Raw genomic sequence first — 14,007 nt, forward strand, 5'->3', positions numbered from 1 at the left:
TTTCAGGAGGCTCGGCTGACGGTCGCTTCAGCCAGCCTCCGCAGGGCATTCTTGGGCAACTCTTCCAATTCAAGCCCGTCAAGGGCATCAAATGCTGCCGAGCCGAATTCATTAATAAGGACTTCGGTGGCCTGCAGAGCCCCGGAATCCTCGATAATCCGGCGGATTTCGACGATGTCGGATTCGGACAGGTCCGGCCTGCCGAGGCTGGCATCAATGAAGGCGGACTCTTCCGGCGAAGCCTGGTCCAGCGCCAGGGCCACCAGAACGGTCCGCTTCCCTTCACGCAAATCGTCGCCGGCCGGCTTGCCTGTGGTGAGCGGATCCCCGAACACGCCCAGGACGTCGTCGCGGAGCTGGAACGCTTCGCCGAGCGGCAGGGCGAACGAGGAGTAGCCGCGGAGCAGGTCATTGGACGCGCCGGCCAGGGCTCCGCCCAACGCCAGTGGGTGCTCTGTGGAGTACTTGGCGCTCTTGAACCTGATGATGGACTGTGCCCTGCCAACGGCCCCCGCGCGGTCCCGGACCGGACCGGCCACTTCTTCCAGGATGTCCAGGTACTGTCCGGCCATGACCTCGGCGCGCATCAGGTTAAAGATCAGCCTGGCCCTGCTTCCGGATGCCGCCCGCTCGCCGATATCGGTGAACGCCTCCTCGCTGAAGGACAGGCAAAGGTCCCCCGCCAGGATGGCGGCCGCCTGGCCAAACCGTTCGCTGTCCAGTGCCCAGCCCTGTGAAGTATGCAGCTGGCTGAAGCGGCGGTGGACGCTGGGGCCGCCCCGCCGGGTGTCCGAACGGTCGATGATGTCGTCGTGGATCAGGGCGGCGGCCTGGAACAGCTCAAGCGCCGCACCGGCCGTGACCACCTGGCTGGCCCCGGCCTCCCCGCCGGCACCCCGCCAACCCCAGTAGCACATCAGGGCACGCAGTCGTTTGCCGCCCGTCACCAAGTTCGAAATTGATCCCATGATGGGCTCAATATCCGGGGAAATGCCGGACATGACCGACTGGCGTGCTGTGAGGAAGCTGGTCAGCTCGCCGGCAACCCCGGCCACGAAATCAGCCTGTTCATTCCGCAACTGCTCTGCGGCGGTCACTTGGCGGACTCAACTGCCACGTTGGCACCGATGGTGAAAGTGGAAACACCCGCGGCCTCGACCACGGAGAGGTTGACGGTCTCGTTGTCACCGCGGACGAAATCCCTGGAAGCCACTGCGCCCACGTTATCCCCGGGGACGGCTTTGAAGCCCTGGCCTTCCAGAGTCTTTGAATAGAAGTCCATGACGGCGGCCGTGGGGGCCTTGACGCTCCCCACCATTGCGGCTGTTGCAGGCGCTTTAGTCTTGTCAAAGCTGCTGGATACCACGGCCGCCCCCGGCATCAGGGGCAGGAGTTGCTGGGGAAATCCCTCCACCACGGCTCCAACTGTTGCTGAGGTGTTGGGCGACGCCGAGGGGCTGGGGGAGGCGGTCAGCGTGGATTGGGTGGCGGCAACGGAAGTGGAGGGGGCCGGCTCTGCCTGTCCGGATTGGGCGGGGCTGCATGCCGCCAGAGAAAGTGCCCCAATGGCGGCAAGTGCGGCCAGGCCAGCTGGCTTGTAGTTTCCAATAGCCGTCACAGAGACTTTCCTCCTGGTGTTGTTGGCGGGAACCAGCCTCCAGTTTAGCCAGCCTGCACTCCAGTCCTGACAAACCAGGGAGTCCGGGCGAACCGATAGGATTGGATCCGTGGTGCCTGCAGGTATGAACCAGCCATCCGCCGTGCGCCCTCCGGGCCGCAGGCCCACGTGCATCATGCATGTGGACATGGATGCTTTCTTTGTTTCGGTGGAGCTCCGGACGCGCCCGGAACTCCGCGGCAAGCCGGTTATTGTCGGCTTCCCGGGGGAACGGTCGGTGGTCCTCTCAGGATCCTACGAGGCCCGCGCCTTCGGTGTTAAGTCCGCTATGCCCATGGCTGTGGCAATGCGGATGTGTCCGCAGGCGGTGGTCATTGAACCCCGCCACAAGCTGTACTACGAGGTGTCTGGGCAACTGATGGCCATCTTCGAATCCATCACCGGACTCGTCGAGCCGCTCAGTGTTGACGAGGCCTTCCTGGACGTCACGGGAGCACTGCGGCGGCTTGGGCCGCCCAGGGGAATCGGTGAGCTCATCCGCCGGCGGGTGTCAGCTGAACTGGGCATCACTGCATCGGTGGGGATCGCGGAAACCAAGTTCGTGGCGAAGATCGCCTCGACACGGTGCAAGCCCGACGGCCTGCTGCTCATCGGCCCGGAGCAAACCGTGCCCTATCTTCACAGCCTCCCGGTAGGTGCCCTCTGGGGCGTCGGCGCCAAGACCGGAGAGGTGCTCGCGAACATGGGGATCCGGACTGTGGCGGATGTGGCGGCGACCCCCGTGTCCTCCTTGAAGAAGGTCCTTGGCGCCACCGGCGAACACGTACACCGGCTTGCCTGGGGAATCGATCCCCGTCCCGTTACCCCGGTGCGCCTGGAAAAGAGTATTGGTGCCGAAGAGACCTTTGCCGTGGACACCACCGATGATGCGCTCCTTCGCCGGGAACTGCTGCGGCTGTCCCACCGTACCGCCACCCGCCTCCGGAGCTCCGGAATGGTGGCCCGGACGGTAGCGCTGAAGCTGCGCTTCGCCGACTTTTCCACCATCACGCGCAGCAGGACGGTCCAGACGCCGGTGGACAGCGCCCAGCTGATCTACGCGGTGGCGCTCCAGCTCCTGGAGTCGCTGGGGGCACGGGCCATGGCTGTGCGGCTGGTGGGGGTCAGGGCTGAGCAGTTGGAGGAGGCGGCCCGCACTTCGCTCCAGCTAAGCATCGACCGCCGGGAAGAGAACTGGCGGGCAGCTGAACAGGCACTGGACCAGGTGGCGCGCAAATTCGGCAACAAGTCCGTCCTGCCCGCCCGCCTGATGGAGCAGGAAAGCCGGCCGGGAGACGGTTCCGGGCGGCCCGCCTAAGGGGCCCGGCAAAGTCATTGCCGTCTTTCAGATCAGGCCTCAACAATCTATCCTTATAAATACATAGTTTTCGAGTGAATGGACTTACTGCCGGACCCTCTTGGACATGCTCCCGCTCCCGCGAACGCATGCTGCATTCCTGTTCTGGCCACTGTCGGCGAGGCGGGAACTTTCCAGCAACAGCAGGCGTTTGAACGGAGTAGAAGTAGTGGCTGGGATCAGCCCGGACGTTGGCCTACAAAAGGAGGTCGTGATGCCGCTGTCGGAGCACGAACAGAAGCTGCTTGAGCAGCTTGAAAAGCAGCTTCACGAGGACGACCCGAAGTTCGCGAACTCAATGGGTTCGGACCCGGGACGTTCCTGGTCCACGAGGCACGTGGTTATTGGGGTCCTCTGCGCACTTGCCGGCGTATTCCTGTTGCTGGTCGGTGTCACGCTCCAGAACATATTTGTCGGCGTACTGGGCTTCGTGGTGATGGGCGGGGGAGTCTACTTCGCCACCATGCGCAGTTCCCGCGGGACGGCCGGGGCCAAGGCCGGAGGGGGCAAACCCGGCAAGCAACGGAGTTCGTTCATGAGCAACCTTGAAGAGCGCTGGGACGAGCGCCGGAGGGGCGAGCCGTAAAGAGCATGTACCCCCGGGTGCCAGGCTCCTCCATTTCGCTCCCCTGACGCAGGGGGACTGCACGAAAAGACCCGCTTCGGCGGGTCTTTTCGTGTTTAAGGGCAATTCCCCGCCCATGCCGTCGTCGTGGCGCATCAATGGCACGGGATGCGCCCCCCGGAAGCGAAAAGTCCTCCACTTTCCACCACTGTCCTGAATCCGCGCCATTTCAGGGGTCTTTTCCCACGAAACACCCGGCACAGGGAGCGTTCCGCGTTGACTGTGGTGGAAAGTGGAGTAATGTGGAGGACATAAGAGGGTGGTTGCAACATAGGGGATGTGCAGTTCCTGACGGCGGACAGGCGGTGGGCCAGTGTTTCTGGGCACTCACTCGCCGCGTCTGGATGAAAAGGGACGGATCATTCTCCCCGCCAAGTTCCGCGAGGAGCTTGCCAGCGGCCTGGTGCTCACAAGGGGCCAGGAACGTTGCATCTACGTCTTCAGCGAGAAGGAATTTGCGCGGGTCCACGAGCAGATGCGGGAGGCACCAATCTCCTCCAAGCAGGCGCGTGACTATATCCGCGTATTTCTCTCTGGAGCCTCGGACGAGGTACCTGACAAGCAGGGGCGCGTGACCATTCCACCGGCGCTCCGGGAGTATGCAGGACTCGGAAGGGAACTTGCCGTCATCGGCGCCGGTACCCGCGCCGAGATCTGGGACGCCCAGGCTTGGAATGAATACCTTGCGGAGAAGGAAACAGCCTTTTCCGAAACTGACGATCCCATTCCGGGCATTCTCTGAATTCCGGAGCGGGGCAGCAGGAGGTTTCTTGGATGAGATCTCCAGCCGGCCCATCGGCTGCCAACCTGGCTCACCTTCCCCGGAGCCAGGCGGGCGGAACGGTAGGCGCGGATGGGGATCTGGTCCAAGGAGCAGCAGGTGACAACGACGGCGGGAAAGGACCAGGCGTGACCGATCAACCCAAGCCCACGTCCGAACGCCATGTGCCGGTCCTTCGCGACCGGTGCATCAATTTGTTGGCACCGGGGTTCGAAGCAGCAAGGCTGCGCGGCGAGACCCCCATTGCCGTGGATACAACCCTGGGCATGGGCGGCCACTCCGAGGCAATGCTCCAGCGCTTCCCCGATCTCCACCTCATCGGTATTGACCGTGATGAAGAAGCACTGGCACTGGCGGGGGAGCGGCTCGCTCCGTTCGCCGCCCGGACTGATCTGGTCCACGCCGTGTACGACGAAATACAGGACGTCCTGGAAGACCTCGGCGTACCTGAAGTCCACGGAATCCTGATGGACCTGGGCGTTTCCTCACTGCAGCTGGATGAGCGTGGGCGCGGTTTTGCCTACTCCTTTGATGCGCCGCTGGACATGCGCATGGATACCAGCCGGGGCCAGACGGCGGCCGATGTGGTCAATACCTACAGCGAAGAGGACCTGGTCCGGATCATCCGCAAATGGGGCGAGGAAAAGTTCGCCGGCCGGATCGCCAACCGGATCGTCGCGGCACGTGCCGTCAAGCCATTTACCACCACCGGCGAACTGGTGGAGCAGATCCGGTCCGTGGTTCCCGCGTCCGCAGCGAAGTCCGGTGGACATCCTGCCAAGCGGACCTTCCAGGCCCTGAGGATCGAGGTCAACGAGGAACTCGACGTCCTGGAACGCGCCGTTCCCGCCGCCGTCGCTTCCCTGGCCCTCGGCGGCCGCATCGTGGTCATGTCCTACCACTCGCTGGAAGACAAGATCGTCAAAGGCGTTTTCCAGGCCCGCTCCAAGTCTTCTGCTCCGCTTGGCTTCCCCGTTGAGCTGGAAGAGCACAAACCCGAACTCAAGACCCTGACCAAAGGCACCGAGGTGCCCACCGCCGTCGAAATCGCCGAAAATCCGCGCGCTGCCTCCGCCAGGCTTCGCGCGGCAGAACGTATCAGAGCCAGGAGAGCTGCATGAGCACCGCCGCCGTCAAGAACTTTCCCGTTGTCTCCGGCAGTTCGGCGTCCGACATCAGGCGTGAGGCTGAACAGGCCGGGGGCCGGAAGAGCCGTACCCCGCTTTCCGTGGTCCGCACGGCGCCGCGAAAGCGCCGCGCGCCGTTCGTGGTCCTGTGCTTCGCCATGCTCGCCGTAGCGTTGGTGGCGGTGCTGGTCCTGAACATCTCGGTGTCCACGGCGCAGTACCAGTTGGTGGAGCTGCGTGCCAGGCAGAGCACGCTGACCAAGACGAACCAGGACCTCACCCAGCAGGTGCAGAGCTTTGAGGCACCGCAGAACCTGGCGGCCAAGGCCACCGAACTGGGAATGGTGGCGTCCACCGTCAAGGGCCAGATTGACCTGTCCACGTTGTCAGTGACCGGGAAAGCTACCCCGGCGGTCAAGGGCGCAGCCTCAGGAGCCGTGATTCCGTCGCCGGCAGTGGCAGGCCAGCTTATTGTGCCGCCCGCGTCCCAGAGTGCAGATTCAAAGGATGCGAAGTCCAAGGATGCACAGTCCAAGGATCCACAGTCCAAGGATGCGAAGTCCAAGGATGCTGCCGCGGATAAGGCAGCGGCGCCGGATGCCGGCAAGGCTCCTGCCGCCGCTCCCTCTGCCGACGCTGCCCAGGCGGCTGCCGCCCAGGCCGCCGCCGCAGCGGCTCCCGCCCCCGAACTTCACGGCGGTTCCGTCCCGGCGCCCCAGCAGAAGGTCCCCGGACAGTAAGCCAGCAGGCAGGACAGGCAGCAGCGTCGAGCAGCAAGGAATATTACGGTGGCGGAGACGACCGGCAAGGCAGGAAAAAGCAAGGCACCGAACGCCACCAAGCGCTTGCGCCTGGGACTGGGCGTCATGCTCACGCTCCTGCTGGTGGTGGGCGGGAAGCTCTTCCTGGTCCAGGGGCTCGACGTCGGCGGCATGGCCGAGGCGGCACTGAACAGCCGGATGACCTCGGCGATCCTTCCGGCCGAGCGGGGCAGCATCCTCGATTCACGCGGCACCGTCCTGGCCAACAGTGTGATCCGCTACAACATCGTGGTTGACCAGCGGGTCAATACGAAGACCGACGCCTATAAGCGGCTCGAGCCACAGGCCGACGGCCATGACAAGCTGGTGGATGTCAGCCGCGACCAGGCAATTTCCGAACTTGCCGCCGCGCTGGGCATGGACACGAATGCCGTCCGTGACGCGGTGACCGGGGAACAGCCGTATTACATTGTGGCCAAGGACGTGAAGCCCGACGTCGAGGACCGCATCTCCAAGCTCCAGGTTCCCGGCATCGTTGCCGAGGGCGTCAGTAAGCGCGTCTACCCGAACGGTGCCGTGGCAGGCGGTGTTGTGGGCTTCCTCCAGGACGGCACCACCGGGCAGGCCGGCATTGAGCAGACGCAGGACGACCAGCTCAAGGGCAAGGACGGCAAGCGACTGTTCGAGATCGGCGCCGACGGGCTCCGCATCCCGGTGGGCCTGGACGAGCTGACCCCGCCGCAGAACGGCAAGGACGTCAAGCTCACGCTCAACTCGGATCTTCAGTATTTTGCCCAGCAGGCGGTCCAGAGCCAGACTGACAAACTCAGCGCCGAATGGGGCGTCATCATCGTGATGGACGCCAAGACCGGGAACCTGCTTGCCCTGGCCGACACCAACTCCCCGGACCCCAACAACCCCGGCCTCGTGGCAGCCAAGGACCGTGGCGTCCGGTCCGTGACTGCGGCCTATGAGCCCGGCTCGGTGGAGAAGATGATGACGGCGGCGGCCGTGATCGATGAGGGACTTGCCAGCCCCCTGGACCACTTCACCATTCCGCCCACCTACACCGTGGACGGCCAGACCTTCAGCGACGCTTTTGCCCACGGCACGGAGGAACGGACGCTGGCGGGCATCATCGGCTACTCCATGAACACCGGAACGGTCATGGCAGGGCAGCGGCTCAGCAAGGAGCAGCGGTACGACTGGCTGAAGAAGTTCGGCATCGGCGAAGCTCCTGACATCGGACTCCCCGCCACGGCAGGCGGCATCCTCACGCCCCCGGACCAGTGGGACGGGCGCCAGCAGTACACCGTCCTGTTCGGGCAGGGCGTTTCCCAGTCCACGCTGCAGACGGTCCGTGCCTACCAGAGCATCGCCAACAACGGTGTCATGCTGCAGCCGCGGCTGATCGATTCGTACATTTCCCCTGACGGTACCGAGGAGAAAGTACCGGCCCAGCCGTCGCGGCAGATTGTCTCCGAAAGCACGGCCCAGCAGGTCCAGGACATCCTGGAAAGCGCCGTCACCGAAGGCGAAATCAAGGACGCCGGGATCGACGGGTACCGCGTGGGAGCCAAGACCGGTACATCCGAATCACCCTGCGACGACGGCAAGTCCGGCTACTGCGGGTACACCGCCTCCATTGTGGGAATGGCGCCGATGGATGATCCGCGGTTTATTGTGGAGGTGGTCCTCCAGCGGCCGAAGGGCAGCATCTACGGCATCACCAACGGGCCGGTGTTCCGGTCCGTCATGAGCCAGGCGCTGCGGACCTACAACGTCCAGCCTTCGACCGGCCAGCCGGCCAGAATGCCGCAGTACGCCAAGTAGCCGCTGCACCCCGCCGGAAATACCAGCAGCATCCAGCGCCTCACAGTGCCCGGCGCGAACCATGCCGGGCACGCACTAGCACCATCGGAGATCCCCTGTGTCAGAGTTCACCACGCCCGGCAGCGATACTGTCCCGGACGAAAATCCGGGCCGCTTCCGGCCCGCAGCCGTGGCGGCGGTCCCGCTGGCCGCCGTCGGGCAGGCCGTGGGCGTATCCGTACCCGCTCCAGCCGCCGACGTGGAAATCACTGGCATCTCGATCAATTCACGCACCGTCGAGCCCGGCGACCTGTACGTGGCCCTGCCCGGGGCCAGCAGGCACGGCGCCGACTTCGCCACGGACGCCATCGGGGCCGGCGCCGCGGCCGTCCTCACGGACGATGCCGGTGCGCACCTGCTGGCCCTCTCCGCGGACACGCCGGTGCCCGTGCTCGTCGTCGACAAGCCACGCAATGAGGTGGGACCCCTCTCCGCCATGATTTACCGGAGCCAGTCCGCCGACGGCCGTCCGCTGCAGCTTTTCGGCGTCACCGGGACCAACGGGAAGACCACCACCACCTACTTCATCACCTCGCTTCTGCGCGCGCTGGGGCGGCAGTCCGGCCTGATCGGCACCATCGAGATCCTGGCCGGAGGGGAGCCCATCCCCAGCCTCCTCACCACGCCGGAATCGCCTGAGGTCCACGGACTCCTCGCACTCATGCACGAGCGCGGGCTGGACGCCGCGGCCATGGAGGTGTCCTCCCATGCGATCTCGTACCAGCGGGTGGACGGCCTGGTCTTCGACGTCGCAGGGTTCACCAACCTCACCCAGGACCACCTGGACCTGCACCACACGATGGACGGGTACTTCGCCACCAAAGCAGAGCTCTTCACACCGGGCCGCGCCCGCAGGGCCGTGGTCACGGTCGACGACGAGTGGGGCCGGCGCCTGGCCGGCAACAGCGAGGTGCCCATCACCACGCTCAGCACAAGCGGCCGGACGACGGCGGACTGGACAGTCAGCGCTGCCTCGCCACGCGGCCTCGGCACCGACTTCACCCTGACAGGGCCCTCCGGTGCCGTCCTGAACGTCCACACCGGGCTGCCCGGCAGCTTCAACGTTGCCAACGCCGCCCTGGCCGCGCTCATGGTTCTCACGTCCGGGGTTGACGCCGCCGAACTGCAAGCCGCCCTGGACCGCGCCGATCCGTTCAGCACGGCCGTGCCCGGGCGCATGCAGCTGGTCGCCGGGCAGCCGGCCGCCGTGGTGGATTTCGCCCACAACACCGACGCCCTGGCACGGGCCCTGGAAGCAGTCCGCTCACCGGAACCGGACTCCCGCCTGATCGTTGTCTTCGGTGCCACCGGACAGCGTGACCAGGGCAAGCGCCCGGCCATGGGAGCCATTGCCGCCCGACTTGCCGACACCGTGATCATCACCGATGACGATCCGCACGACGAGGACGCAGCAGCGATCCGGGCCGACGTGCTGGCCGGCGCGCGGGAAGCCGTGGAGAAAGAGTCCCTGCACGCCGACCTGGTGGAGATCTTCCCGCGGGATGAGGCCATCCGGCACGCCGTGGGCCTGGCACGGCCGCAGGACACCATCCTGGTGGCCGGCCGCGGCCATGAGGTCTGGCAGGAAGTGAAAGGCGTGAACCTCGCCCTGGACGACAGGGTGGAACTGCGCAACGCCTTGACAGCCAGGGGATTCAACGTTCTCCATGACGACCGGATAGAGTCCTAGACCGAGATGATTGCATTTACTGCGGCGGAAATCGCCGAAATCACCAGCGGGCGCCTGGACGCCGATCCCGGAATTACGCCCCTCTCGGTGGTGACGGATTCACGCGAAGCCACGCCCGGTTCGCTTTACGTCGCAAAGCCGGGCGAGCACGCCGACGGCCACGACTTCATGGAAGCCGCTTTTGCCGCCGGAGCTGTCCTGGCCCTTGTCGAGCGCCCGGTCGAAGCCCCGGAAGGTACCGCCTACCCGTCCATCGTGGTTGCGGACGCCGTCCTTGCGATGGGCGCCCTGGCCGCCGAAGCGGTCCGCCGCATCCGTGCCGCCCGTGCAGCAGCGGGGGAGCAGCTGACCGTCGTGGGCATCACCGGTTCAGCCGGCAAAACCACCACCAAGGACCTGCTGGCCGGGATCCTTGCCACGCAAGGCAACACCATCGCGCCCCAGGGCTCCTACAACGGTGAGGTTGGCGTGCCGCTGACCGTCTTCCGGGCCGACGCCGACACCCGCTACCTGGTCATCGAGATGGGGGCCACAGGGATCGGCCACATCCGCTACCTCGCGGAGATGGTCAAGCCCGACATCGGAGTGGTCCTGGCAGTGGGCACCGCACACGCCGGAGAGTTCGGCGGGGTGGAGAACATTGCGCTGGCCAAGGGCGAGATGGTTGAAGGCCTTTCCGCCGCCGGCACCGCCATCATCAATCTCGACGACGAACGCGTCGCCGCCATGCGCAGCCGTACCTCGGCCAAGGTCCTCGGTTTTTCCGCCGACGGACGCCAGGACGCACAGGTCCGGGCGCTGAATGCTGATACCAATGCGGGGGGCAGCCCCGAATTCGACCTCCAGCTGCCCAACGGCGATGCACCCCTCCATGTGAGCAGCCGGCTGATCGGAGCGCACCACATGGGAAACCTGCTGGCAGCCGCGGCAGCCGCATGGGCCGCCGGAGTGACGGGAGACCACATTGCTGCCTCGCTGAGCAGCCAGGCAGCCGCCAGCCGCTGGCGCATGGAACGCACGGAGCGGCCGGACGGCGTCACCATCATCAACGATGCCTACAACGCCAACCCCGAATCCATGCGTGCCGCTCTCCGGACGCTGGCAGACCTCGGCCGCGGCCGCCGCACCTGGGCGGTCCTGGGAGCCATGCTGGAACTGGGCGATGACTCCATCCGCGAGCACACCGCCGTGGGCACCCAGGTGGTGCGCCTCAACATCTCGCGGCTGCTGGTGGTGGGCCGGGAAGCGCGCGCCCTCTACGTCTCCGCGGTACAGGAAGGGTCCTGGGGCGACGAATGCCTGTTCGCCGAAACCGTGGATGAGGCCCACGACATCCTCGACGCCGAGCTCCAGCCGGGCGACCTGGTGCTGTTCAAGTCCTCCAACAGCGTGGGGCTGCGCCATTTGGGCGATCGGATAGCATTACCCCCAACCCCGACCCCTGCCGACGAAAGGAGCACTCTGCTGTGATTGCTCTGCTGATCGGCGCAGGCCTGGCCCTGCTGTTCGCCCTGGTGGGCACGCCCCTCTTCATCCGGCTCCTGGTGCACCGCGGCTATGGCCAGTTCATCCGTGACGACGGCCCCACATCCCACCACACCAAGCGTGGAACGCCCACCATGGGCGGAACGGTGGTCGTGGCCGCCGTCCTGCTGAGCTACGGACTCACGCACCTCATCATGCTGATGATGAACCCTGATTCACCCGGGCCTTCCGCCTCGGCACTCATCCTGCTGTTCCTTATGGTCGGCATGGGCCTGGTGGGCTTCCTGGACGACTTCATCAAAATCTCGCGCCAGCGGAGCCTGGGCCTTAACGCCAAGGCGAAGCTCATCCTCCAGGCGGCTGTGGGCATCATCTTCGCCGTCCTGGCGTTGAACTTCCCCAACAGTGCTGGCCTGACACCGGCGTCGACGAAGATCTCCCTGGTCCGTGACCTGCCGTGGCTCGACCTCGCCTTTGGTGGCACCGTCCTCGGCGCCATCCTCTTTGTTATTTGGTCCAATCTGATCGTCACCGCCGCCACCAATGGCGTCAACCTCACTGACGGCCTGGACGGCCTCGCCGCCGGCGCATCCATCATGGTATTCGGCGCATATACCCTCATGGGCATATGGCAGAACAACCAGGCCTGCGGCTCACCCAGGGAAGCCGGCAGCGGCTGCTACCTGGTCCGGGATCCGCTGGACCTGGCGCTGCTCGCGGCGATCCTGAGCGCCGCACTGGTGGGCTTCCTCTGGTGGAACACCTCGCCGGCCAAGATCTTCATGGGCGACACCGGGTCCTTGGCCATTGGCGGTGCGGTGGCTGGTTTCGCGATCCTCTCCCGGACCGAGCTTCTGCTGGGCATTGTGGGCGGACTCTTCGTGCTGATCACCCTGTCCGTCATCATCCAGGTGGGCTACTTCAAGGCCACCGGCGGAAAGCGCGTCTTCAAGATGGCGCCGCTGCAGCACCACTTCGAGTTGAAGGGGTGGGCCGAAGTGACCGTCGTGGTCAGGTTCTGGATCCTGGGCGGACTCTTCGTCGCCGCCGGCCTTGGTATCTTCTACGCTGAATGGGTTGTACTGCTGTGACCGTTTCCCCCCGCCTGGCAAACCTTGTCTCCTGGGAATCCGACTGGGCCGGCCTGCGCGTGGTCGTCACCGGCATCGGTGTATCCGGCTTCGCCGCCGCAGACACCCTGATTGAACTCGGTGCACGCGTGGTGGTGGTGGATGCCGCCACCAGCGAAGCAGCGCATGCACATGCAGACACCCTCAAGATCGTGGGCGCCGCCGAGGTGCTGCTGGGACCGGACGCCGTCACCCACATACCGCGAGTCGATGGCGAACTTCCGGAACTGATCGTGACGTCGCCCGGTTGGCGCCCGGACCAGGCCCTCCTGGCTGCCGCGGCCAGGGCACACATTCCGGTCTGGGGCGACGTCGAACTCGCCTGGCGGGTGCGGACCCGGGAAGGCCGGAAGACAGCCGACTGGCTGGCCATCACAGGCACCAACGGCAAGACCACAACGGTTGGACTCACCGAATCGATGCTGCGTGCCGCCGGACTCAAAGCGGTCGCGGTCGGAAATGTCGGAACCCCCATCCTGGATGCCCTGCGCGACCCGGTGGAGTACGACGTCTTCGCCGTTGAGCTTTCCAGCTTCCAGCTGCACTGGGCGGAATCCGTGTCGCCGGTGGCCAGCGTCTGCCTCAATGTGGCCGAAGACCACGTGGACTGGCACGGTTCCTACGACTCATATCTCGCCGACAAGGCCAAGGTCTACGAGCGGACCCAAAAGGCCTGCATCTACAACGCGGAGCAGGTGGAAACCGAGCGCATGGTGGAGAACGCGGACGTGGTGGAGGGCTGCCGCGCTGTCGGCTTCACCACGGTCACCCCCGCAGTCAGCATGCTCGGAGTTGTCGAAGGGCTCCTGGTGGACAGGGCGTTCATCGAGGAGCGCAGGAACAGCGCCGCCGAACTTGCCTCGATGGCCGACCTTGGTCCGCTGGCTCCACGGCACATGGTGGCCAACGCCCTCGCCGCCGCCGGCCTGGTGCGCGCCTACGGTGTGGATGCCAAAGCGGTCCGCCAAGGCATTCTGGACTACGTTCCGGGCGACCACCGCATCCAGCCCGTGGCCCGCCTGAACGGCGTCCTCTGGGTCAACGATTCCAAGGCCACCAACCCGCATGCTGCGTCTGCTTCCCTGTCTGCCTTCAGCAACGTGGTCTGGATCGCCGGTGGCCTCTCAAAGGGCGTCAGCTACGACGACCTGGTGAGGGACCATGCGGCGCGGCTCAAGGCCGTGGTACTGATCGGAACAGACACCTCCCCGCTCCGGGAAGCCCTCCAGCGACACGCCCCCGATGTCCCGGTGATCGAGCCGGGGGCAGGCGACACTGAAGAAGTGCAGACTGCTTCGGCGCCCGGTGGCACTCCTGCCGGTTCACCCGGCAACGGAGAACAGGTGATGTCCCGGGCCGTTGCGTCAGCAGCACAGCTTGCCGAATCCGGTGACACCGTGCTGATGGCTCCCGCAGCTGCTTCCATGGATCAGTTCTCTTCCTACGCTCACCGTGGCGGTACTTTCATCGACGCTGTCCGCGAGCTGGTGGAAGGGCAGGCCCAGACCGGCGAGGAGTAACA

General features: G+C 65.4%; 12 protein-coding genes. 10 read left to right on the plus strand and 2 right to left on the minus strand.

Annotated features, from left to right (window positions below; genetic code table 11):
* Nucleotides 1-2: 2 nt before the first annotated feature.
* Nucleotides 3-1,097, minus strand: a complete 1,095-nt coding sequence (locus FBY36_RS16905; protein ID WP_142121264.1) for a polyprenyl synthetase family protein — start codon at nucleotides 1,095-1,097, stop codon at nucleotides 3-5.
* Nucleotides 1,094-1,618, minus strand: coding sequence for a hypothetical protein (locus FBY36_RS16910; protein WP_142121265.1), 525 nt, complete (start codon nucleotides 1,616-1,618; stop codon nucleotides 1,094-1,096). The genes FBY36_RS16905 and FBY36_RS16910 overlap by 4 nt, the downstream gene beginning before the upstream one ends.
* Before the next feature lie 124 nt (nucleotides 1,619-1,742).
* Between FBY36_RS16910 and dinB the strand changes: the two genes are divergently transcribed.
* The 10 genes from dinB (at nucleotide 1,743) to murD (ending at nucleotide 14,005) form a co-directional block, all read left to right on the plus strand.
* Nucleotides 1,743-2,975 carry a DNA polymerase IV gene (dinB, locus tag FBY36_RS16915; RefSeq protein WP_142121267.1) on the plus strand — a complete coding sequence of 411 codons (1,233 nt, stop codon included), beginning with the start codon at nucleotides 1,743-1,745 and terminating at the stop codon, nucleotides 2,973-2,975.
* Between the two features lie 253 nt (nucleotides 2,976-3,228).
* Nucleotides 3,229-3,600, plus strand: coding sequence for a DUF3040 domain-containing protein (locus FBY36_RS16920; protein ID WP_142121269.1), 372 nt, complete (start codon nucleotides 3,229-3,231; stop codon nucleotides 3,598-3,600).
* A 352-nt stretch (nucleotides 3,601-3,952) separates the two neighbouring features.
* The gene (gene mraZ / locus FBY36_RS16925) at nucleotides 3,953-4,381 is read left to right on the plus strand and encodes a division/cell wall cluster transcriptional repressor MraZ (RefSeq protein WP_018763545.1); all 429 of its coding nucleotides are present in this window, start codon (nucleotides 3,953-3,955) and stop codon (nucleotides 4,379-4,381) included.
* Between the two features lie 167 nt (nucleotides 4,382-4,548).
* Nucleotides 4,549-5,541, plus strand: a complete 993-nt coding sequence (rsmH, locus tag FBY36_RS16930; protein ID WP_142121271.1) for a 16S rRNA (cytosine(1402)-N(4))-methyltransferase RsmH — start codon at nucleotides 4,549-4,551, stop codon at nucleotides 5,539-5,541.
* A complete protein-coding gene (locus FBY36_RS16935) occupies nucleotides 5,538-6,287 on the plus strand; it encodes a hypothetical protein (RefSeq protein ID WP_142121273.1) in 750 nt (249 codons plus the stop codon). The genes rsmH and FBY36_RS16935 overlap by 4 nt, the downstream gene beginning before the upstream one ends.
* 48 nt (nucleotides 6,288-6,335) lie before the next feature.
* Entirely contained in the window at nucleotides 6,336-8,141 is a 1,806-nt protein-coding gene (locus FBY36_RS16940; RefSeq protein WP_142121275.1) for a peptidoglycan D,D-transpeptidase FtsI family protein, read from the plus strand.
* Nucleotides 8,142-8,238: 97 nt separating this feature from the next.
* The gene (locus FBY36_RS16945) at nucleotides 8,239-9,870 is read left to right on the plus strand and encodes a UDP-N-acetylmuramoyl-L-alanyl-D-glutamate--2,6-diaminopimelate ligase (RefSeq protein ID WP_142121277.1); all 1,632 of its coding nucleotides are present in this window, start codon (nucleotides 8,239-8,241) and stop codon (nucleotides 9,868-9,870) included.
* A gap of 6 nt (nucleotides 9,871-9,876) precedes the next feature.
* Nucleotides 9,877-11,340: a UDP-N-acetylmuramoyl-tripeptide--D-alanyl-D-alanine ligase gene (locus FBY36_RS16950; protein WP_142121279.1), complete on the plus strand. Its 1,464-nt coding sequence runs from the start codon at nucleotides 9,877-9,879 to the stop codon at nucleotides 11,338-11,340.
* Nucleotides 11,337-12,446 (plus strand): phospho-N-acetylmuramoyl-pentapeptide-transferase, encoded by a 1,110-nt coding sequence (gene mraY, locus FBY36_RS16955; RefSeq protein WP_142121281.1) that lies wholly within the window; start codon nucleotides 11,337-11,339, stop codon nucleotides 12,444-12,446. Before FBY36_RS16950 ends, mraY begins: the two co-directional genes overlap by 4 nt.
* Complete coding sequence (murD, locus tag FBY36_RS16960; protein ID WP_200830523.1) at nucleotides 12,428-14,005, plus strand: UDP-N-acetylmuramoyl-L-alanine--D-glutamate ligase; 1,578 nt, start codon at nucleotides 12,428-12,430, stop codon at nucleotides 14,003-14,005. Before mraY ends, murD begins: the two co-directional genes overlap by 19 nt.
* The last annotated feature ends 2 nt before the right edge of the window (nucleotides 14,006-14,007 follow it).

Origin of the sequence: Arthrobacter sp. SLBN-122, assembly GCF_006715165.1 — a bacterium.
Classification (GTDB): Bacteria; Actinomycetota; Actinomycetes; order Actinomycetales; family Micrococcaceae; genus Arthrobacter.